Here is a 21,481-nt window from a genome sequence, read left to right as displayed (position 1 = left end):
GGACGCTTATTCCACCGCAACCATGTCGCCCAGTTCCGTCACGACGCTTCGAAGCAGACCTATTGCCGGCATCGGGGCCGGGACGAACATGTGATCTCCATAATGGGTACGAGCCGGAGCCCATCGCGGTTGAACTCGCCGACCGGCGACCAGGCGGTCATTCTAAAGAAAGGTTACCGTTGAGCGGGATGCCCGCGTTGCCTTCACACGAAATGTGCTGGGCGTCTCCTTTCACAGCGCACACAAGCGACGCGTCCCGGACGGGCGCGCCGCCTGTTGCCGAGAGCGACGATCGCGAATGCGCGAACGCTGGGTGTCAGGTCGCGATAGGGCCAGATCTGACTTGCTTCACTAGTAATCCGAAGACGCCAGCGACGCACTAGGTGAACTCGTGCCCTAGCAGTCGAGCCCATTTATCCCTTCGTCCGCCCATATTCCGGCTGGACAGCGCCGCACCCTTAGGCTGTTCAAAGGCGCTTGCATTTCCCCTAGGCGCACACCGGCCATTGTATCGCCGGAGCGGCAACCCGCTGAAGTCCGGCGGTGCTTTCTCAGCCGAGTGATCGCCGACTTGTCGACCGTGATCACCCCGCCGCAGTCAATCCGCACAGTGAGTTTGTTCGCCGCGCGATCGATGCGGGTAACGTCCCCAACAAGAACCACTCGGTCGCCGGCCCGGACTTTGGGCGGTGGATCAATCGTGTAAGGATGGTCATACGAAGGAATGCTCACCCTGGCGCGCCCGCTGGGGAGAATCGTGATGACGATACCTGTCAGCGCAACCTCATCGCCGACCTCAAATTCGCGAGGCATGTTAACGTGCAGCATGGTCTTCCTCCCGATGCTTTCCTAATTCACGCTTTGCTAAATTAATGCCCGGCCAACCGGGTTGGTTGCTTGCAATCGACTTCGTACGGTTCCGCACAATTCCAAGCTGGTATGCACACCAAGTTGGCCTTGGATTGGCCTTGTGTGCGTCAAATTCTGCAGAAATGGTTTGAGATGCAGCGATGACCTTGGCGCGCCCGCCCAGCCACGTGTTAGCGGAGCGGCGGACTCTTCTCGGTCCAGCGATGGCCATAAACGCCGACCCTGGAGCGGAAATGGATCTTTCGCCTTCAGGTACGTCGTTCCGGTAAATTCGAGGAACGCCGACGCCGAAGCAGGTACCGTCTGCTGTTACCAAACTGACGGCTCCCTCGGAGCGGAAGTTGACCACCGGCCCACCGTTAGGTCCGGCCGGTGGGATTCCAAACGTCATAGAAGCCGGTCGATGCCTTTACCTGCCACGCGGCTATTGGAGCCAGATCATCGATGCTGGTGTCGTGCGCCTACGCGCAGGTCAGTTCTGTTTCATGCGTCGGGAACTTCACGGTCAGCGACGTCATCATCCAGCAATGTTCAGCCAGGCCATATGTTGTTCGCAATCGTTGCACATGGAAGGCTCCGATCGGGGTGACATTTCAATTGCCGGGGGCAACCGGGAAAGACGTTGGAGCGGCGAGCCGGAAAGGCTAGAACGATGGCACAAGCCTTGCCCTTCTTCGCGCCAGGCTTCGAGCTTTTTGGCGAGCGACCCTGAGCTCGGGCAGCGTTGGTTGCCACCAGCCTCGCTGCCGTTCCGTTAACCCGGCAGTACGCCGAGCGGGCCATGTTCTAATCAATTCAGCTAACGTCGCCGAACGCCATCTGCCCCAGACATGGTCGACGTTCGCCTCGATCAAATGCGGATAGAACGCTGCTAGCTCCGAGGCGTCGACGAGTTCACCCGAAATCTCGGTGAAGACCACGATGCCGTATTGCTCCGTTGCCACGGCACGGCCAAGCTGGGGTAAATCGTCAGGGGCAGTGGATAGCGACGTCGCCTGCGTTCGGCATACCGCAATCTGGCGGCTTTATATTCCTCGGAGTCTTTGGACGCTTCCCGTCGCCGTTTCCTCTCCTCCGGTTCCGCGCGGCGTGCGGCCCTTTCGATGCTTGGCCAATGGCGCCTCAATTCCTCGTAGGAACGGAAAGGCACCCTCCAGGCCCGCAGTTCGTCGTCCCAGCTCGCCCATGGAACGGCTCGCAGTTCCTCGAGAACCGTCCGCGAATATGGCGTGCGGATGCGCAGGTCATCCGCGACTTCCAGATACCGGCTCGACAGGGGATCGAAGGCGAAGGCGTCCCGTCCCTTGCTGTCATCATGTGCTACTCGTAGATCCGCCTCTTGCGCAAGCCAGCGCTGGATGCGCCGCGCGGCGGTCTTTCCCGGTACGAACCAGCTTCTGCGCTCGTCGCTCCACCTGGCGCGCGGGAATGCCTGTCGAAACCGCTCTACCGCCGCTCTATCGTACGGAAAGTGCGCTTCGGCACCAGGAGCGGGCTGCGGTGCAGCAGGGGCGTGGGAGTTTTCCATCAGATTGCGAAGCACAGCACTGCTCGCAAACAACGCGGTGCAGCTCATTTGGGTCCAAGAACACCAGAACGTATAGTCAGAGCCGCAAGGGGAGCCGATGAGGCGATCGGTGAAACTGCTCAACGAGCTAGCGCGGCGAAACCTTCGCCGCGCCGAACCGTTTATTCTGCTCCAGGAGAGGTCCATTCATGCCCAGACGAGATGCAAAAAACCCAACGGCCAGACGGCCAACGAGCCCTCGTTCGCATCCCATGAAAGGCGAGGAGACGGAAGTGAACCACATCGTCGAAACGCAAGGTATATCGCCAGCCCAGGCGCGGGAGCTTGTGCGGCGCCACGGAAACGATTGGCGTAAGATCGATGAAGCCGCCAAGTCTTATAAGGACGACAGCTAAGCACTTCCAAGGCGGGGGAAGGGAGCTTTGTCACGGCAATCCGCGGGTGCAATCGAGCGGATCGGCTTGAGGTGACGAATGACCACCATCGCAACCTTCAACGCAAACGGCGTGGCAGCGATCTGGTCCGGGTTCATGTTGCTCGTCTTGAGCAGATGCGCGGCCGTTTCTACCCGTAGGTCCTGAAAATAGGGCAGATGGCTCCGCCGGAGCTCACCTCATACGCAGGCCAAGCGCAAGTTCGGCCCGGTGGCACAACTTCGCGCTTCCACCAGTGAAGGATCGCCGTCGCGCACTTGCCAACGGGTCTCGGCGCCGACGCGCCATAAATGGAGTTCGAGGCGATTTTTGCCCAGGCGCAAGTCGTTCAAGGTGAGTTCCTCTATCCAGTCGGGCAGCCTGGGATCGATGTACAGCTTGCCATTTGGAGCGTCGGGCTGGAAGCCGATGATCGCCTGCAGAAGCGAAAAGCAGGATCCGGCCGCCCATGCCTGCGGAACGTTCGCCCCCTTATACTGCACGGGGAAAGTCGTGGGCGTTCGCGGCAATCCGGCGAACAGCTCTGGCATTCGATGTTGCATGAAGTAGATTGCGGCGCTGCTCACGTCGCGAGAGAGGCGACAGGCTTCCGCGAAAAAGCCATAGCGCCGGAAGCCGAGCGCGATCAACCCGTTGTCATGCGGCCATACAGAGCCGCGTTGATAGGAATGTGGATTGTAGGCCGGGTGATCGGCCGAAAGTGTCCGGACCCCCCAACCACTCCACATATCCGGCCTCGTCAGCCTATGCACCACCCTGACGGCTCGTTCGGGTGGGACTATTCCCGACCAAAGACAGTGACCAGGGTTGGAAGCGACGCTCAGCACCGGCTTCTTGTCGCCATCCAACGCGAATGCGTAGAAGCCGGACGCCTCGTCCCAGAAGACCTGGTTGAATCTATCGAACAAGCTCTTGGCTTTGAGGCGAAGCTGCCCGGCACGATCGCCATCGCCTCTGGCATCGAAGATTTCAGCCATGCGCTGCCAAGCATCATAGACATAGCCCTGCAATTCGCAAAGCGCCTTGGGTCCCTTCACCAGGGTGCCATCAGGATAAACCACGGCGTCACCGGCGTCTTTCCAGCTCTGGTTCTCGTACCCGGCAGCCGAGCGGGTTTCGTATTCCTGGAAACCGTCGCCGTCACGATCCCCATACCGGTCAATCCAATCCAGGCACTTCTCGGCCGTTGCGATATGTCGCTCGAGCAGGCTGGCGTCACCGGTGCAACGCCAGGTGTTGTGGAGCACGATAAGATACAGAGGCGTGGCATCGGCCGTGCCGTAATAGGGCGTATGGGGGATCAAATTGAAATGAGCGAGTTCGCCGGTGCGCAGCTCATGCATTATCTTTCCCGGTTCCGCATCGCGGTAGTCATCGCGTTCGGTGGCCTGAAATCGCCCTAAGACGTCCAACGCGCCGCGCGAAAAATCTGGATAGACCAGGGCATTCTGAAGCGAGACTATCAGGCTGTCGCGACCGAAAAGGCTTATGAACCAGGGCAGTCCGGCGGCCGGCACGTATTCTAGTTCGTCCGTGCCTTCGATCGGCAGCCGCAGCGCGGCCATGTCTTCGACCGCCTGATGGTAGAAGCGGTGAAATTCGTCATTGGAACAGTTGAACTTCAAGGCGCTGCCTTGCCATCCGCCGAGGCGTTTTGCAGCCTTCGACTCGAGGCATTTGTCAATGCAGGCTCGCGGCGCCCGATAGATTGTCTCGCCATTGCCAAAGTCGTAGAGAAGGCAAGCATGCCATGTCGCGCCCGGTTCGAGCTTGATGTCGAAGCTGATCCGGCCATTGGCATAGACGGGCTTTGTGGCCGTCCGGCGGACCTTCACGATGACGTCTCGCTTGAAGTCCCGATTGGCGTAGGAGGTACGAAGGCTCGCCGCTCTGGACAACCATTCCGTGGTAATACGTCCGCGTCGGATGATTGCGTCGGCCTTGACTTCGAAAAGATCGGCAAAGTCGCTGCGCATGGCAACTTCCAGATTGAAGCGCACTGGCTTTTGCCCGTGGTTTACGAGTTCAAAATCCTCATGCAGCCCACCATCCAAGGCGCGGCCGATTACCAGCCCCAGGTTGCCTGCTGGCACATGGTTCGTTTCGGTCGCGAACGCCTGATTGACCAGATAGATCTTGGCGGCGAAGTAGGCGATGTTTCCGGAACTGAGGAGGTCCCATGGTTGCCCATTGGCAAAGATCTGCCAGCTGGATATCAGGCGTGTGTCAGACGCATACAACCCGTTATACGTGGGCCAGGCGATCTGGCCATCCGGTTCGGTGACGAGGAAGCTGCGTCCCTGGTTGATCGCCAGACGCGGTGGTCCGACTGTGATCTCTAGCGTCATCGGTTCAACCGTCACCCGATCGATCAGCATCCACGGGAACAGATTGAACAGCCAGCGTCGGCCGCCGCCGCGATCTTCGGCCACGAGACCTGACGTCTGCCTTGAACGCCTGGCCCCAGATCGTCACGAAATCACGTCCCAGGTAGGCGACCCACCACCCGGTCATCGACGAGTTCGAACAATCGGACCGCTTCGAGCACATCCTCCAGCCGACCCACAACCACGCGCTGCGAGCCTCACCCATTCATCACCAGCGTGTGGGCGAAGCTGTGAGCCCACGGCCATTGCGCACATCTGCCCTTCGCCACCGGAATCGAGCCGGCGAACTGCCATCCTCCAACGCGCGAGCCGGAGAAAGATGGATGCGCTCTGGCGACGCGCGGCGACACTGCAATCTGGTCGCTCGACGGCACGCGTCCATCCGGAGTTGTCCTCGACCGTCTTTCATCAAAATAGTCGCCAGCATCAGGTGCTTGCGGGCGCCAACCTTCGAAGTGTCTTCAGATCAAACTGGTGTATTCTCGGCGAGTGTCAACGAGGAGCCTTGGTGACGAGACTGAGACCGATCCGAGCATTTGGGACACTGCAGACCGTGCCCAGGCCAAAATGGCTTGGCTGGCATGGCGCTGCCACACTGGCGATCTGGATTATTGGCGCTGTTCATCCAGCTCGCCGAGCACCGCGATACTCAGGCTCTGCACGCCAAGATGGACGAATTTGCTTCGCGCAGTCGGCGATGCTGACAATGAGACGGCGAAGATCGACAAGAAAGAACCAAAAGAAATTGAGGCTCAACGAGAGCAAAAACAGCAATGAGATTGAACAAGCCACGGGCTGCCACCATAGTCCCGGCCGGATGCCGCCATGCCCAGAACTCTGATTGTCATTGGTTTGATCATAGTTGCCATAGGCCTATTGTGGGCCTGGTTGTCGCGGGTCGGTCTGGGCAGATTGCCCAGTGATATCGTGATCCAACGTGAGAGCTTCACGTTTTATGCTCCGAACCGGGATTCTGATCAGCATCATTCTGTCGTTTAGTACTGTGACTACTCAGCCGATAGCGAGGACGGCGAACCCGCGTCGCCGGAGGATAAGAACGACGCGGGCCGATCGGAGATATCCGATCTGGCAGCAAAAATATTAGGGAAAGAGTTTGCTGCCGGGACAGAACTTTCCCTGCGCGCCGGTGTTCCATCGCGTGAATAAAAAAAGCCCGCCGCACAGTTTGATGCGGCGGGGCCGATCACGCGCTGTTGCACCGGGCGGGGGCTCGGGGTCGGGCATGCCCTGTGCGCGCGGATCAAGGGAACTTTAGATGCATCAGCTGCAATACGTCCACCAACCGACGGTTGGACAACACGAGGCTTGATTCCGAGAGCTTTCTCTCAGTGCCGAAGGGGCAAGATAGCTGCCAGGAACTCAGCGTTGGCGCGGCACGTTGCTAAGTCGTTGACCTTCGCAAAGGATGCATGCAATGGCGAAAGACATATCTCGCGAGGAAGAGCAACGCGGCACCGAAAAAGTTCTCTTCTGGGGCGCTGCGATTGCCCTTATCCTTTTTGTGTCTCTGCTGACCATCGCCCTCATCGGGACGTCCTGATCTGTTTCGACAGCAGGATTGGACCGGCGGGCGCGAGTCTTGGCGAGCTTAGGGCGGATGCCGGGCTGCTGCCCGTATAAGCCACTCCCATCCGCCGTTTGTCGTCTCGATCGCGAGTGGCAGCAACGCGCAGAATTCAGAAACTGTCCCAATCCGACCCGGTCGGCTGTCCTTCGCTGGAGACGAAAAGCCACGAGCAGACGCTACAGGCCTAACTTCTCCCGCAGTGCATCAATGCGTTTAGAAGCCTCCGCCTTGCTGAGGCCATCAGCGTAGGCGTCAGGGTCGTCGGCCTGTTCGGCAAGAGTTTTCAAATAGGAGGCTTGCGCGGGAGTCATTGGGTCAGCTCCGCTGACCCAATCTTCCGGGTCCTTTTCGACATTTGCCGATGCCTCGATTTTTGGGTTGTGCTGGTCGCCCATGATCAATCTCCCTCGATGATCACCACAATGAGAAATGATCATGATTTGTTCCGCCACATTGGTAGCTTTCTCAGACCGTTTGCACTGGCCCGGTCTGCGGATCGAATAGAACCAGCGAAGGCCGCGTTCGAGCGGCGCCTTTGCTTGGACTGCGCTGCCGTAGAAAAGCTGCGTCGTCGTCATATTTTTTAATTAATTCAGCTACTTCAACAGTCGCAATGGAATCACGTGAGAGCTGTTGCAATCGGCCGCTCCGCCGCCTATTGTGTCTTGCAACAGCTCGGAGCTAAACGTAGGGTAACTGTTGAATTGGCTGATTTTGTTGAATTAAATAACGATCAGCGTCGGGAAAAAGTCAATTCCGACCAGCGCTTCATTGCGCTCAAGGAGGCCCAAAGGAAGGCGAAGAGCTTTCGGGGATCCCTCGTCTGGCACACCGTGAACAGCATCGACCACCTGATGCGAAGCTACTACGACGCCGCGGGCGTACGACACCAAAAGGCAGAGGGTCGGCGCTCGCCGACGAGCGAAGCTCTCAAGGCGGATTGGGAAGCAGCTCGCGCGTCGGCCCAAGAAACGCTCTCTGCGCGACAGGAGCAGATGGAGCGCCAATCTGCTGTCAATCGCGCGCTCCGGCTTGGACGTGTTCCCCTGATCGCCGCAAGAATTATCAGAGCAATCGATGACGCCGGTCTTCTCGGGGAAGGCATTCGTATTGCAGGCACGAATGCGGTCTACGCCTATGAGGCGGCGGCCGGAGTGTTCGTGGATCCCGGAATCACATCGACGCAAGATATCGATCTCCTCATGGACTCGCGCCAGTCCCTCAGGATCATGTCTGGCGCCAACGTCGAACATGGAGCGCTCATCAACCTTTTGCGTAAGGTCGATCGGTCTTTCGAGCGTTCATCCGCCACGTTCCGCGCGGTGAACCGCGACGGATACCTCGTGGATCTGATCAAACCGCTTGCAAACCCGGCGTGGAAGCCGAGCCGGGAAACTGTCGGGAAGGCCGACGACGAATTGGTGGCCGCCGAGATCGCCGGCCTGGCATGGTTGGAAAGTGCCCCTGCTTTCGAAGCAATCGCCATCGATGAAAAAGGCGGACCGTTACGGCTCGTGGTTCCCGATCCGCGTATTTTTGCCGCTCACAAGTTCTGGGTCTCAAAACGAGCGGATCGCGAGCCAATCAAGCGCCGTCGCGACCTGGCCCAAGCGCAAGTGGTTGCCCGGCTGACGACGCAGTATCTCGAGCATCTCCCCTACGAAGCAAGCGAGCTTCGGGTCCTCCCAAGGGCCGTTTTCGACGAGGCTAATCATTTATTCGCGCGACCAGCGTCGCGGCTGTGAATGTCTGAGCTACATGTTGGCCGGCTGAATTGGCCCTCAACTTCCAACCGATCGAAGACGCGGCCCAGCAGCGCCAGATCGGAGGGACGAAAGACGCCAGCTTCCTCTGCTTTGGGACCAATTGGCATGACACCCCTTGATGTAGGCTCAGCCGACAGAATCGAACTAATTGGGCGGCTGCCAGCCGCCGAACCAGATCCTCCACCCCCGCGTGGTCGTTCTCCACCGAGAACGTCTCGCCGGAAGGCAAAACATGCACGTCGAGCCGATCCTTGGAAACGTCGATGCCAACAATGATTTTCTAATCGGGCTTCGCTTGTGGCCGCCCTAGACATAGCGGGCTGTTCTGCTGGAGCGGCGATGGCCAGTCGGGCACCGGGTTGCTGAGCTATCGCGGTCGCGGCACCGCATTTCGCAAGTCTCTGCACGTCATGCCACGATCGCCGGTTTTGCTTGTTGCAAGGCCGGCACTCCTGCCTTTTCTAATGATCCCCGACCGCGCCACGAACCAGTTCGTGGGGAGAAACGGGGACCCGCATGGCGAACAACCATCATGCCAGCAAGGGAGTGGCGTCGCGCGGCGCGCGCATGCTGCGCACCGCCCTCGGCCCGGCCATCGCAGGCTTCCTTGACGATCCAGCCATTGTCGAGGTGATGCTCAATCCCGACGGTCGCCTGTGGGTTGATCGTCTCAGCGAAGGACTCGTTGCAAGCAATGAAATCCTGATCGCGGCCGACGGCGAACGGATCGTCAGGCTGGTCGCGCACCATGTCGGTGCGGAGGTGCATTCGGGCTCGCCGCGCGTTTCGGCTGAACTGCCCGGGGGCGAACGGTTCGAGGGTCTGTTGCCGCCTGTCGTTAAGGCACCAACATTCGCCATCCGCAAGCCGGCAGTCGCGGTGTTCACGCTTCAAGATTATGTCGCTGCCGGCATCATGACCGAAGGCCAGGCTGACGTACTGCAGCTTGCCGTCGAGACACGGAAGAACGTGCTGGTGGCCGGCGGCACATCGACCGGCAAGACCACGCTGGTCAACGCGCTTTTGGCGGAGGTGGCTAAAACCGCCGAGCGCGTCGTGCTGATCGAGGACACACGCGAGTTGCAGTGTGCTGCGCCCAATCTTGTAGCGCTGCGCACCAAGGACGGTGTCGCCTCGCTTTCCGATCTGGTGAAGTCATCATTGCGGCTTCGGCCCGACCGCATCCCGATCGGCGAGGTACGCGGCGCGGAAGCGCTCGATCTGTTGAAGGCCTGGGGCACCGGCCATCCCGGCGGCATCGGCACCATCCACGCCAATTCTGCCATTGGCGCATTGCGCCGCCTGGAGCAGCTCGTGCAGGAGGCCGTCGTTACGGTTCCGCGCGCACTGATTGGCGAAACCATAGATATCATCGCAGTTCTCGCTGGCCGCGGCTCAGCGCGCCGGCTCGTCGAGATCGCCCTGGTCGACGGGCTCGATCCGGCCACCGGCGACTACCGCACCCTGGAAGCAAATTTCGAGACCACAACGACCGTGAATCACCACTCGCCCTATGGAGCTTCAGAATGACCCGGATCCGATTCAATTCCTCGACTTTCCGTAAGCTTGCCGTGGAGCTGTCGTATGCGGCGACCGCTGCGATCATGACGATTGCGCCCGCCCATGCTGCCGGTTCCTCCATGCCTTGGGAGGAGCCCCTTCAGCAAATTCTCGAATCGATTGAGGGTCCAGTCGCCAAGATCGTGGCAGTGATCATCATCATCGTAACCGGCCTGTCGCTCGCTTTCGGCGACACGTCGGGCGGATTTCGCCGGCTGATCCAGATCGTCTTCGGGCTGTCGATCGCTTTCGCGGCAAGTTCGTTCTTCCTGTCCTTTTTCTCCTTCGGCGGCGGAGCGCTGATCTGATGGAGGAAGAGATCCGTGGCTTTTTCGCGCCGGTGCATCGCGCGCTCACCGAGCCGATCCTGCTCGGCGGCGCGCCGCGTGCAGTCGCGATTGCCAACGGCACGCTGGCCGGCGCGATCGGATTGGGACTTCGCTTGTGGATCGCCGGGCTCGTCATCTGGGCGGTCGGGCATCTCGTGGCCGTCTGGGCGGCAAAGCGCGATGCGCAGTTCGTCGACGTGGCCCGCCGGCACCTTCGCTATCCCTCGCATTTCGGCTGTTGAGCTCCTCATCATGATGAACCTCGCGGAATACCGAAAGAGCGGCGCCAGCCTCGTCGACTATCTGCCGTGGGCTGCACTGGTGGCGCCGGGCGTGGTGCTCAACAAGGATGGCAGTTTTCAAAGGACGGCGCGTTTTCGCGGGCCGGATCTGGACTCCGCCACGCCGGCCGAGCTGGTCGGCACGACCGCGCGGCTCAACGGCGCGCTTCGCCGGCTCGGCTCCGGCTGGGCAATTTTTGTCGAAGCGCAGCGCAATCCTGCCGGCGGCTACCCAGACAGCCGGTTCCCGGATTGCGCATCCGCACTTCTCGACATCGAGCGTCGCGAACAGTTCGAAGACTCCGGTGTGCTGTTTGAAAGCAGCTACTTCCTCACCTTCGTGTGGCTGCCTCCGGCCGAGGAAGCGTCGCGAATGGAGAGCTGGCTCTACGAAGGCCGGGAAAAGACGGGCGTCGATCCTTGGGAGCTCCTGAAGATTTTTATCGATCGGACCGACCGCCTGCTCAACCTCATCGAGGGCTTCGTTCCCGAAGCTGACTGGCTCGATGACGGAGAGACGCTGAGTTACCTGCACTCAACCATTTCGACCAAGCGGCATCGCGTTCGCGTGCCAGAAACGCCGATGCATCTCGACGCTCTGCTTGTCGATCAGCCGTTGGCCGGCGGGTTAGAGCCGAGGCTTGGCGATGCGCATCTGCGCACACTCACCATCACCGGGTTTCCGACGATGACCTTCCCGGGGATTCTCGACGATCTTAATCGGCTTGCCTTCCCTACCGCTGGTCGACGCGGGCGATCATGCTGGACAAGACCGACGCGACCAAGTTGGTGACGAAGATACGGCGTCAGTGGTTCGCGAAACGAAAATCCGTCGCCGCGATCCTCAAGGAGGTGATGACCAACGAGGCATCCGTTCTCGTCGACTCTGACGCCGCCAACAAGGCGGCCGATGCGGACGCGGCGCTCCAGGACCTGGGCTCTGATCAGATCGGCGAAGCCTATGTCACCGCCACCGTGACAGTCTGGGACGCCGATCCGTCGCTTGCGGACGAAAAGCTGCGTCTGGTTGAAAAGATCATTCAGGGCAGGGACTTCACCTGCATCGCCGAAGGCGTCAATGCTGTCGAAGCTTGGCTGGGCGGCATCCCTGGCCATGTCTATGCCAATATTCGCCAGCCGCCGCTTTCCACGCTCAACCTTGCGCACACGATTCCGCTCTCCGCGGTCTGGGCAGGTCCGATCGCGGACGAGCATCTTGGAGCGCCGCCGCTGTTCTTCGCCAGGACGGAGGGCGCCACACCATTCCGGTTCAGCCTGCATGTTGGAGACGTCGGCCACACCCTAGTCATCGGCCCGACGGGCGCCGGCAAGTCGGTCCTGTTGGCGCTGATCGCGCTTCAGTTCCGGCGTTACGAGAACAGCCAGGTCTTTGCCTTCGATTTCGGTGGCTCAATCCGAGCTGCCATGCTCGCCATGAATGGTGATTGGCACAGTCTCGGAAGCAATGCTGAAAGCGGGCAGGGCTCTGACGATCCGTTGCCCTTGCTCACCTTGTCCGATCTGTCGGACGACGTTCATACCGTGGCGCTACAGCCGCTTGCCCGCATCCATCATACGCCAGAGCGGGCCTGGGCGGCCGACTGGCTTGTCGACATTCTGCTGCGCGAGGGCGTGACCATCACGCCGCAGGTCAAGGAACATCTGTGGTCGGCACTGACATCGCTGGCTTCTGCGCCAGTCCAGGAGAGAACGGTGACTGGCCTGTCCGTGCTGCTGCAGTCCTCGCCGCTGAAACAGGCCCTTGGCCCCTACTGCATCGGCGGTGCTTATGGCCGGCTGCTTGATGCCGAGCACGAGCGTCTCGGCGAAGCCTCCGTCCAGGCGTTCGAAACCGAGGGCCTGATCGGCACGGGTGCTGCTCCCGCCGTGCTTGCCTATCTGTTCCACCGCATCGAGCAGAGGATGGACGGCCGGCCAACACTGCTGCTCATCGACGAGGGCTGGCTGGCGCTCGACGATGGCGGTTTCGCCGACCAGCTGCGCGAATGGCTGAAGACGCTGAGAAAGAAGAACGCCAGCGTGGTCTTCGCCACGCAGTCGCTTTCCGACATCGACGGATCGCCAATCGCGCCGGCAATAGTCGAAAGCTGCCCGACGCGGCTGTTCTTGCCGAACGAGCGCGCCATCGAGCCGCAGATCACCGAGATCTACCGACGCTTTGGCCTCAACGATCGCCAGATCGAGATCATCGCCCGGGCGATACCGAAGCGCGACTATTACTGTCAAAGCCGCCGCGGCAACCGTCTGTTCGAACTGGGGCTCGGTCCGATCGCGCTGGCGCTCTGCGCCACATCGTCCAAATCCGACCAGGCCGCGATCGACCGGATAGTCACCGAGGCAGGCCGAGACCATTTCCTCGAGGCCTGGCTAGCGGAGCGCGGTCTCTCCTGGGCGGCCGACCTCATCCCAGGTCTCACCAACGTGATCGACCAGTCCACCAAGGAGATTTCGTCATGAATTCCATTCTTGCAGGCAGCCGTATCCGTCGCATGGCGGCAGCCGGCGCCATCGCCGTCGTCACGGCGCTTTCATCGGCACCAGCATCAGCGCTGATCGTGTTCGATCCCAGGAACTATGCCGAAAACCTGCTTTCGGCATCACGTGCCCTGGAGCAGATTCACAACCAGGTCACCTCGCTGCAAAACGAAGCGCAGATGCTGATCAACCAGGCGAAGAATCTCACGTCGCTGCCGACCTCGCTGCTTGGCCAGATCGAGGGCGATTTTTCCGAGATGAAGACCCTGCTCGGCGAGGCCGAGAAGCTGGCCTATAGCGTCCAGGATATCGAGAGCCAGTTTGCCTCCACTTACACGAATTTCGGTTCGGAACTCTCCAGCCAGCAGCTTGTCGAGGGCGCGCGCCAGCGCTGGCAGACCTCGGTGTCTGCCTTCGAGCATTCGCTGAAAACCGGCGCCGTCGCAGTCGACAACATCGCAGGGACACAAGGGCAGACGAGTGCGCTGGTCAGCGCCAGCCAGTCGGCTGTCGGCGTGCTGCAGGCGACGCAGGCCGGCAACCAGCTTCTTGCCGTGCAGGCCAAGCAAGTTGCCGATCTCACCGCGATGCTGGCAGCACAAGGCAGGGCCGAGGCCCTTGAGCAGGCGAGGAGGGCAGCCGCGCAGGAGCAGGCACGGGAACAGTTCAGCCGTTTCATGACGGGCAGCAGCTACAGCCCGTCACCCGTAAAAATGTTCCACGACTGAGGCGAAGACCGCATGGATCTCAAGATCGCCGCCCGGATGACAGCTGTTCTTGCCCTTGGCGCCGCCATGACCGCCGCCTTCATGGCGCTGCGCGGCGACGGCTCGCAGGACGCGTCCTCCCCGCGCTCCGCACATTCGGGCGGCGAGCCGGCAAGCGTCGAACTTGCCAGATGCCGGGACATCGGCATGGCGGCGATTGATGACGACACCTGCAGGAAAGCCTGGGCTGAAGGCCGCCGACGCTTCCTGCAGCCATCTCGTCCCGTAGCGCCGAATCCGGCTCCGTCGATCGAAAAAGACCCGAGCCGAATGTTGCCGCTGCAACCGCCAACATCGCCTCTCGCGGAAGACCGGCTACATCGGGAAACGGTGGCGCCATGAACGACACCGGCGTCATCGACCGCTTCCTCGAGACTTTCACTCGCTACATCGATTCCGGGTTTGGCCTGCTCGGCGGCGAGGTGGCATTCCTGACCTCCACGCTGATCGTCATCGACATCACGATTGCCGGCCTGTTCTGGGCTTGGGGTGCTGACGAGGACGTGCTGCACCGGCTGGTGAAGAAGACGCTCTATATCGGCTTCTTCGCTTTCGTCATCGGCAACTTCAACCGCCTCGCCGGCATTGTCTTCGAGAGCTTTTCCGGGCTCGGCCTGAAGGCTGGTGGTTCGGCACTTTCCGGCTCGGCATTGCTGCAGCCGGGCCGCGTCGCGCAAGTCGGCATCGACGCCGGCAATCCGATCCTCGAGGCCGCCAGCCAGCTGATGGGCTACGTCTCGTTCTTCGAGAATTTCGTCCAGATCGTAGTGCTTATGATCGCCTGGGCGATCGTACTGATTGCGTTCTTTCTTCTGGCCGTCCAGATCTTCGTCACGCTGGTCGAATTCAAGCTGACGACGCTTGCCGGCTTTGTGCTGATCCCCTTTGCGCTGTTCAACCGGACCGCCTTTCTTGCCGAAAAAGTGCTCGGCAACATCGTTGCCTCCGGCGTGAAGATCCTGGTCCTTGCCGTCATCGTTGGCATCGGTTCGGGCCTGTTCGGCGAGTTCACCCAAGGCTTCGGTGCCGAGCAGCCCACAATCACGGATGCGCTGTCGCTCGTCCTGGGCGCTCTGTCGCTGATGGGGCTGTCGATCTTCGGTCCCGGCATTGCGACGGGGCTGGTTTCTGGTGCCCCGCAAATGGGCGCAGGTGCCGCTATTGGCGCGAGCCTCGTCGCTGGCGGCGTTGGCGTGGCTGGCGCTATGGGTGCTCGCGCCGGATTGAGCGGCGCAGCAGGCGCTCTCAATGCCGGTGCGCGTATGTCGGCAGCAGCCGCACGCGGCGGCGCACACCTGGCCGGCAGCACTTCTGCCGCCTGGGAACTTGGCGCGGCGACATCTGGAAGAGACGGTGCAGGCTCGGTCGCCGCCGGCATGGCAGGTGTCGCCAGGGCTGGCGCCAGAGCTGCCGTTCAACCGGTGAGGCAGGCCATGTCGCGCGCTGCGTCGGCGCTGTCCGACAGCTATGAGGCCGGTCGCTTTGCGGCTTGGACTGCGACGACTGGAAAGCACTCGTCGGGCACGGCTTCCTCCGGTGACTGGCCGACCACCGAGGCCAGTTCCGACGCCCCGCCCGCATGGGCAAAACGCATGAAGCGCAGCCAAGCCATGAGCCATGGCGCCAGCGCCGCCGCCCATTCTGTCCATTCGAGTGATGATGGCGGCGGCTCGATGAATGTTTCCCTCGATCAGGACGACCGCCGATGAACCCCTTTAGACGCCCTTTCGTTCGTTATGCAAAAACGCCTCACCCTGAGACGCCATATCAGCGTGCAGCCCAGATTTGGGACGAGCGCATCGGCTCGGCTCGCGTCCAGGCGAAGAACTGGCGGCTGATGGCCTTCGGCTCGCTCGTCCTGGCCGGCGGTTTTGCATCCGCATTGATCTGGCAGTCGACGCGCGGCTCGGTGGTTCCCTGGGTGGTTCAGGTCGACAAGTTTGGCGAGGCGCAGCTTGTCGCCCCGGCCGTTGCCGACTATCGGCCGACCGATCCCCAGATCGCCTGGCATCTGGCCCGCTTCATCGAGCAGGTCAGAAGCATTCCGGCCGACCCGGTCATCGTGCGCCAAAATTGGCTGCGCGCCTACGATTACACCACGGACAGAGGCGCCATTTCTCTCAATGATTACGCCCGCTTGAACGACCCGTTTGCCAAAGTGGGCAAACTCCAGATCGCGATCGAGGTTTCCAGCGTCATCCGTGCTTCGCCCGATTCCTTCCGCGTCGCCTGGCACGAGCGCCGCTACGAGAACGGCAACCTGGCCGGCACCGAGCGCTGGACCGCAATCCTCACGATCGTGATTCAACAACCTCGCAACGCCGATCGGCTGAAAGCCAATCCGCTCGGCGTCTATGTCAACGCCATCAGCTGGTCGAAGGAGCTTTCATGATGTGTGCGGCACGAACAAGGAGATCGGCGAGACCGGCCACGCGCAATGCGCCCAAGGCACGTAGGCTTGCCCTGGCGCTGCTGTCGGCAACGGCGCTCGCCGGCTGTGCTTCGAAAAAATACATTCCGCCGCAGATCGCCTATGACGATGCGGTGCCGGCCGTGCGCAAGGTCGACCCGCCTGGTCCGGTGAAGGTGGTCGAAGTGCCGAAACCGCTTCCGCTGCCGGGTCAGTTGAAACCGGTCGACGCCACGAAGGTAAAGCCGGAGCCGACCGATCCGAAGCAGCGGATCAGCCAGGCGAACGAGGCAGCAAGAATGCAGCCGGTTCGCGACGGGTTCGTCAATGCCATCCAGCTTTATCCCTGGAGTGAGGGGGCGCTCTACCAGATCTATGCCGCGCCCGGCCAGGTCACCGACATCGCCTTGCAGCCCGGCGAACAGCTTGTCGGCTCCGGGCCTGTGGCCGCCGGCGACACGGTGCGCTGGATCATCGGCGACACACAAAGCGGGGCAGGGGAGCGCCAGCAGGTCCATATTCTTGTGAAGCCGACACGGCCAGATCTCCAGACCAATCTCGTCATCAACAGCGACCGCCGCACCTATCATCTCGAGCTGCGTTCGACCGAAAACACCTACATGGCTTCCGTCTCCTGGCAGTATCCACAGGACCAGCTGATTGCGCTGCGGCGCCAGAACGCGCAGGCTTCCGCCGCACAGCCGGTTGCGTCCGGCGTCGACATCCAGAAGCTGAATTTCCGCTATCGCATCGAGGGCGACACAGCACCCTGGCGGCCGCTTCGCGCCTTCGATGACGGTGCAAAAGTCTACATCGAGTTCCCGTCAGGCATAGGGCAGGGCGAAATGCCGCCGCTCTTTGTCATCGGCCCGTCGGGCGGCTCGGAACTGGTCAACTACCGTGCTCGCCAGAACTACTACGTCGTTGATCGGCTGTTTGCCGCCGCTGAATTGAGGCTCGGCGACAAAACAAGCGAAAAGCGCGTCCGCATCGTGCGCACGGACGGCAAACGAACCTCGCCCAGCACGAGGCTGTTCCGATGAGCGATCCTGCAAATGCACCCAACCAGGACATTCGAGCGGAACTGCGCCTGCGGCCCGAACCGGCCAGGGTCACGCGATTGTCGCGCAAGGTGCTGATAGGCGTTGGTGGAGTTGCCAGCGCTGCGATCCTCGGCACGTTGATTTGGGCGCTCGACACCAGACAGCGCGGAACCGAACAGCCGCCCGAGCTTTTCACCACCGAAAACCGCTCAACGGCCGACGGGCTACAGAAGCTGCCGAAAGACTATGCCGGTGTTCCGCAACTCGGCCCCGCGCTGCCTGGCGATTTGGGCCGGCCGATCTTGCGTGCCCAGGAGCGCGGCCAGCCGGTTGGGGCGTCCAACGTCAGTGGACCGCGCGCCGATCCGGAGGAGCAGCGCCGACTGGCCGAGATCGAGGCCGCACGCGTGGCGAAGCTCTTCACCGATACGAACACGAGAGCTGGGCACGCACGACAGGCTGCTGGCAGCAGTGTCATAGAACCGGACACCCAATCTGGTCTGACTCTGCCCCCCGGGCCGCCACCGATCGATCCTGGTGCCGCGCAAAACATGCAGGATCGCAAGCTGGCCTTCGTCAATGCCGAGCCAGACCTTCGCACCGTCAGTCCCAATCGGCTCGCCGAGAAGGCCTCGCCCTATGTGGTGCAAGCCGGCACTGTCATACCAGCTGCCCTTATCACCGGCATCCGCTCCGACCTGCCTGGCGAGATCACCGCTCAGGTCACGGAAAATGTCTACGACAGCCCAACGGGCTCATTCCTCCTGATCCCGCAGGGTGCACGGCTGATCGGCCAATACGACAGCCAGGTCGCCTTCGGCCAGTCGCGCGTGCTGCTGGTCTGGAACCGGCTGATCATGCCGGACGGCACTTCAATCGTGCTGGAGCGCCAGCAGGGCGCAGACGCTGAAGGATTTTCCGGACTTGAAGACGAGGTTGACCATCATTGGGGCCAGATGTTCCGTGCCGCAGCACTCTCGACATTGCTGGGCATTGGGACATCGCTTGGGTCCAGCGACGACGAAAGCGAAATCGCCAAGGCCATCCGCGAAAGCGCGCAGGATTCGGCCTCCGATATTGGCCAGCAGCTCGTGCGCAATCAGCTCAATGTCCAGCCGACGCTCACCGTGCGGCCCGGTTTCCCGGTTCGCGTCATCGTCAATCACGACCTGGTGCTGGCGCCGTACGGCGGGAAGGATCCATCATGACCAAGCTGAAACTTTCCGCCATTCCCGATGACCGTCCGGTCAAGATCACGGTCGAACTGCCTGCCGCCGTTCATCGCGACCTTGTCGCTTATGCCGATGTGCTTGGCCGTGAAAGCGGCCAGACAATCGCAGATCCGGCAAAGCTGATCGCGCCAATGCTGGCACGATTCATGGCAACGGACAGGGCATTCGGCCGAATGCGTTCCCAGACGAACTCGGGGTAATCAAAGGCAGCGATCGGCCTGATGCTTGTCTGCTCGGCCTGACGGTTGTCCGCACTGAGAGCCACCCCGCATCTGCTCAAGATCAGCATTGCTGTCGGCTGGCGATCAAGGTCGCGTCAGATTCCTATGAAACCGGCCAGACGAAGACCAAGACAGCAGGGCTGACAGACGTGTAGCCTCATCGTGAGGCTAAACAAACAAACCGTCGACCTTCACCACCGTCTCGAGCCTAGGACGAGAGGGGCCTTTTGAGCCTCCGCCCTGACGGGATGAATACCAAAGCTATTCTATCATGTTTGGCCAAGCAGCGCCCGGCCTAAGTCTTGCAGGGGCATCGCTTCAACGCCGTGCTGGAGCGGAAAACGCTCTGATCCGGGAAAGACGACGATGCGCCGCACCGGAGCAAGATCCTCGCAGGCCTGATGAAAACCCTTTTCCACCTTCGGCGTCAGGCTACGCTTGACCTCGATGGCCCAGACGCGTTGGCCCGGCAACGTGAGCAGCAGGTCGATCTCCGCGCCCGCAGCTGTTCGGTAGAAATTGCTCAGCGTGCCGGCAGGGGCGGCCGCGGTGAGGGTCTCGATAACAAAGCCTTCCCAGGAGGCGCCGGCCACTGGGTGCCCAAGCACGTCTTCCTGCGTGGCGAGACCAAGCAGCGCATGGGTGATGCCGCTGTCGCGAACGTAGACGCGCGGGGATTTAACCAAGCGCTTGCCAACATTGGCATGCCAGGGTTCCAGCCGGCGAACCAACAGGAGATCGACGAGCAGGTCGAGATAGGACGCGACTGTCTTGGCGTCGACGCCGAGCGCGCGGGCGAACTCGGCAGCGTTGAGCAGGCCGGCTTGACGGTGCGCCAGCATGGTCCAGAAGCGACGCAACGTCTCGGCAGGGATGCGCGGACCGAGGAGGGGGATGTCGCGTTCCAGATAGGTGCGGATGAAATCCAGCCGCCATCGCTGGCTGGCGCGGTCACTCGCGGCCAGAAAGCTGTCGGGGAAGCCGCCGCGTACCCATAGCGGCCCAAGGTCGGCAGCGCCGACCTCGAGACCGTCGATCGGATGCATTTCGAGATAGGCAATGCGGCCGGCAAGGGTCTCGCCTGACTGCCTCATAAGATCGATCGACGCCGAACCTAAGAGCAGGAAGCGGCCGACTTTGCGACCGCCACGCCGACCGCGGTCGATCAGCCCGCGCAGGTTCTGGAACAGGTTCGGTAGCCGGTGAACCTCGTCCAGGATAACCAGCTTGTCCTGATGCTCGGCCAGATAAAGCTCCGGCTCGGCAAGCCGCGCGCGGTCGGCGTCCGATTCGAGGTCGAGATAGATCGAAGGACGCCGTTCGGCTATTTCCAGCGCCAGGGTTGTCTTGCCGACCTGACGCGGCCCGAGCAGCGCCACAGCGGGCATGCTGTCCAGCATCTCAGTGAGTTCTGTGCTGATGCGGCGTTCAATCATCCTTGCAATTATGGAGTATAGTTCCAGTTTTGCAAGGAGAAATCGACCCAGCGGTGCAAGGCGAGAAGAGGGAAGGGGCGCGTTAAACGTGCGGACGCCTTGGGGGATTGGCACCGAAAACCGATCGCACTGATGCTGACACGATTCATGACGACAGGCAGAGCGTTGCCAGGGCCCGATGCACTTTAAACCGGGTGATTGTTCGGGTCATGCCGGTCGGATGACTGTCAGCACGAATACCGATCTCGCAGGAATGAGATGAAGGTCGGCAGGGCAGGATTGGCGTTGTCGGGGCGCCAACGGGCTAAACTGGAGATCTGGATTGGTTTGCCCCCGATCCGCAGCTTACGACAGACCGCATCCTGAGGAACACTGTCGGCATCTCGGTCGTGGATCAGAGCGACTCCAAGCCCGTTTCCGACAAGGCGCAAAAGGATGCCCGCACTGACGTGATGTTCGACGATTGGAGGAAGCTGCACGCCGCGTCCAACAGCGTCGGCGAGCTGAAATGCTTCGCCCCTGCGCACCAGCAACGTCTCTTGGTGCAACTCGTGCCACTCGATCACTGAACGGCTGGCGAGAGAATGATTTGAGGCAAGAACGACAGCCAGAGTGTCTTTCCACAGCGTCAATTCGAACGCGCCGCCGGTAAATCGGGAGGAGGAGGTCACGACCACGTCGACCTGGGTGGCACCCAGAGCAGCCTCAGGCGAAGGGTAAGGACTCTCCGTCAAGCTGACGGTCACATTGGGATGAGATTGCCCGAACTCGATGATTGCATCCAAGGCTCGCCCGGCAAGCATGATCCCGTTGGAGCCGATGGAAAGCTTTTGTTGGTCATCTTTGGTGCCGGACCTGGCCAGGCTGAGCGTGTTGTCGAGCTCGAGCAGCACGGAGCGTAGACGCTCCAGGAAGCGCTCGCCGGCCGGGGTTGGGCCGACGCCGCGAGCATGGCGATGGAATATCCTCGTACCCACCGCGTATTCCAGATCGCGTATGCGCCGGCTGAGCGCGGAATGATCGATCCCTGCGCGTCGCGAGGCGCGAAGAAAGCTGCCCTCCTCCGCGACCACAAGTGCATAATTGAGGGTCGCGAGTTGGATGGAGCTCCGCATCTCTGCTCAAACTCAAGT

The 21,481-nt window shown here is 61.2% G+C and carries 19 protein-coding genes and 3 pseudogenes; 15 read left to right on the top strand and 7 right to left on the bottom strand.

Features of this window, described 5'->3' with window-relative positions:
* Positions 1-396 precede the first annotated feature (396 nt).
* Both NKH13_RS09540 and NKH13_RS09535 read right to left on the bottom strand, forming a co-directional pair.
* Complete coding sequence (locus NKH13_RS09540) at positions 397-828, bottom strand: hypothetical protein (protein ID WP_352912368.1); 432 nt, start codon at positions 826-828, stop codon at positions 397-399.
* A gap of 686 nt (positions 829-1,514) precedes the next feature.
* Positions 1,515-2,398: pseudogene (locus NKH13_RS09535) on the bottom strand (hypothetical protein).
* Between the two features lie 272 nt (positions 2,399-2,670).
* Between NKH13_RS09535 and NKH13_RS09530 the strand changes: the two are divergent.
* Positions 2,671-2,793 (top strand): hypothetical protein, encoded by a 123-nt coding sequence (locus tag NKH13_RS09530; RefSeq protein WP_352912366.1) that lies wholly within the window; start codon positions 2,671-2,673, stop codon positions 2,791-2,793.
* Positions 2,794-3,011: 218 nt separating this feature from the next.
* Here NKH13_RS09530 and NKH13_RS09525 read toward each other — a convergent pair whose 3' ends face one another.
* Positions 3,012-5,264, bottom strand: coding sequence for an amylo-alpha-1,6-glucosidase (locus NKH13_RS09525; protein WP_352912364.1), 2,253 nt, complete (start codon positions 5,262-5,264; stop codon positions 3,012-3,014).
* Positions 5,265-6,044: 780 nt separating this feature from the next.
* Here NKH13_RS09525 and NKH13_RS09520 point away from each other — a divergent pair.
* Complete coding sequence (locus NKH13_RS09520; protein ID WP_352912362.1) at positions 6,045-6,218, top strand: DUF2905 domain-containing protein; 174 nt, start codon at positions 6,045-6,047, stop codon at positions 6,216-6,218.
* 436 nt (positions 6,219-6,654) lie between these two features.
* Positions 6,655-6,780 carry a hypothetical protein gene (locus NKH13_RS09515; protein WP_352912360.1) on the top strand — a complete coding sequence of 42 codons (126 nt, stop codon included), beginning with the start codon at positions 6,655-6,657 and terminating at the stop codon, positions 6,778-6,780.
* A gap of 203 nt (positions 6,781-6,983) precedes the next feature.
* Here NKH13_RS09515 and NKH13_RS09510 read toward each other — a convergent pair whose 3' ends face one another.
* Entirely contained in the window at positions 6,984-7,202 is a 219-nt protein-coding gene (locus tag NKH13_RS09510) for a DUF3072 domain-containing protein (RefSeq protein ID WP_352912459.1), read from the bottom strand.
* A gap of 309 nt (positions 7,203-7,511) precedes the next feature.
* Between NKH13_RS09510 and NKH13_RS09505 the strand changes: the two genes are divergently transcribed.
* Positions 7,512-8,552 carry a GSU2403 family nucleotidyltransferase fold protein gene (locus NKH13_RS09505; RefSeq protein WP_352912358.1) on the top strand — a complete coding sequence of 347 codons (1,041 nt, stop codon included), beginning with the start codon at positions 7,512-7,514 and terminating at the stop codon, positions 8,550-8,552.
* A gap of 181 nt (positions 8,553-8,733) precedes the next feature.
* Here NKH13_RS09505 and NKH13_RS09500 read toward each other — a convergent pair.
* Positions 8,734-8,850 (bottom strand): annotated as a pseudogene (locus NKH13_RS09500) (IS110 family transposase); the annotation flags it as partial.
* A gap of 239 nt (positions 8,851-9,089) precedes the next feature.
* Here NKH13_RS09500 and trbB point away from each other — a divergent pair.
* The 11 genes and pseudogenes from trbB to NKH13_RS09445 all read left to right on the top strand — a co-directional run bounded on the left by trbB (position 9,090) and on the right by NKH13_RS09445 (position 18,891).
* Entirely contained in the window at positions 9,090-10,103 is a 1,014-nt protein-coding gene (gene trbB / locus NKH13_RS09495) for a P-type conjugative transfer ATPase TrbB (protein WP_352912356.1), read from the top strand.
* Between the two features lie 74 nt (positions 10,104-10,177).
* Positions 10,178-10,441, top strand: a complete 264-nt coding sequence (locus NKH13_RS09490; RefSeq protein ID WP_352474837.1) for a TrbC/VirB2 family type IV secretion system protein — start codon at positions 10,178-10,180, stop codon at positions 10,439-10,441.
* Entirely contained in the window at positions 10,441-10,704 is a 264-nt protein-coding gene (locus NKH13_RS09485; protein ID WP_352912354.1) for a VirB3 family type IV secretion system protein, read from the top strand. The genes NKH13_RS09490 and NKH13_RS09485 overlap by 1 nt, the downstream gene beginning before the upstream one ends.
* Positions 10,705-10,714: 10 nt before the next feature.
* Positions 10,715-13,221: pseudogene (trbE, locus tag NKH13_RS09480) on the top strand (conjugal transfer protein TrbE).
* The gene (gene trbJ, locus NKH13_RS09475; RefSeq protein ID WP_502908418.1) at positions 13,218-13,967 is read left to right on the top strand and encodes a P-type conjugative transfer protein TrbJ; all 750 of its coding nucleotides are present in this window, start codon (positions 13,218-13,220) and stop codon (positions 13,965-13,967) included. Before trbE ends, trbJ begins: the two are co-directional and overlap by 4 nt.
* 12 nt (positions 13,968-13,979) lie before the next feature.
* The gene (trbK-alt, locus tag NKH13_RS09470; protein WP_352912352.1) at positions 13,980-14,348 is read left to right on the top strand and encodes a putative entry exclusion protein TrbK-alt; all 369 of its coding nucleotides are present in this window, start codon (positions 13,980-13,982) and stop codon (positions 14,346-14,348) included.
* Positions 14,345-15,715 (top strand): P-type conjugative transfer protein TrbL, encoded by a 1,371-nt coding sequence (trbL, locus tag NKH13_RS09465; protein WP_352912350.1) that lies wholly within the window; start codon positions 14,345-14,347, stop codon positions 15,713-15,715. The genes trbK-alt and trbL overlap by 4 nt, the downstream gene beginning before the upstream one ends.
* The gene (trbF, locus tag NKH13_RS09460; protein WP_352912348.1) at positions 15,712-16,398 is read left to right on the top strand and encodes a conjugal transfer protein TrbF; all 687 of its coding nucleotides are present in this window, start codon (positions 15,712-15,714) and stop codon (positions 16,396-16,398) included. Before trbL ends, trbF begins: the two co-directional genes overlap by 4 nt.
* Positions 16,395-17,459 (top strand): P-type conjugative transfer protein TrbG, encoded by a 1,065-nt coding sequence (gene trbG, locus NKH13_RS09455; protein ID WP_352912346.1) that lies wholly within the window; start codon positions 16,395-16,397, stop codon positions 17,457-17,459. The genes trbF and trbG overlap by 4 nt, the downstream gene beginning before the upstream one ends.
* The gene (locus NKH13_RS09450; protein ID WP_352912344.1) at positions 17,456-18,667 is read left to right on the top strand and encodes a TraB/TrbI/VirB10 family type IV secretion system protein; all 1,212 of its coding nucleotides are present in this window, start codon (positions 17,456-17,458) and stop codon (positions 18,665-18,667) included. The genes trbG and NKH13_RS09450 overlap by 4 nt, the downstream gene beginning before the upstream one ends.
* Positions 18,664-18,891, top strand: coding sequence for a DUF2274 domain-containing protein (locus NKH13_RS09445; protein ID WP_352912342.1), 228 nt, complete (start codon positions 18,664-18,666; stop codon positions 18,889-18,891). The genes NKH13_RS09450 and NKH13_RS09445 overlap by 4 nt, the downstream gene beginning before the upstream one ends.
* A 290-nt stretch (positions 18,892-19,181) precedes the next feature.
* Here NKH13_RS09445 and NKH13_RS09440 read toward each other — a convergent pair whose 3' ends face one another.
* Complete coding sequence (locus NKH13_RS09440) at positions 19,182-20,348, bottom strand: ATP-binding protein (RefSeq protein ID WP_352912340.1); 1,167 nt, start codon at positions 20,346-20,348, stop codon at positions 19,182-19,184.
* A gap of 227 nt (positions 20,349-20,575) precedes the next feature.
* Positions 20,576-21,463, bottom strand: a complete 888-nt coding sequence (locus tag NKH13_RS09435) for a LysR family transcriptional regulator (protein WP_352912338.1) — start codon at positions 21,461-21,463, stop codon at positions 20,576-20,578.
* Positions 21,464-21,481 lie beyond the last annotated feature (18 nt).

The sequence above is a fragment of the Mesorhizobium sp. M1348 genome, assembly GCF_040317925.1.
Classification (GTDB): domain Bacteria; phylum Pseudomonadota; class Alphaproteobacteria; order Rhizobiales; family Rhizobiaceae; genus Mesorhizobium.
Note: the sequence above shows the minus strand (reverse complement) of the source record. Positions and strands in the feature narration are given on the sequence as shown.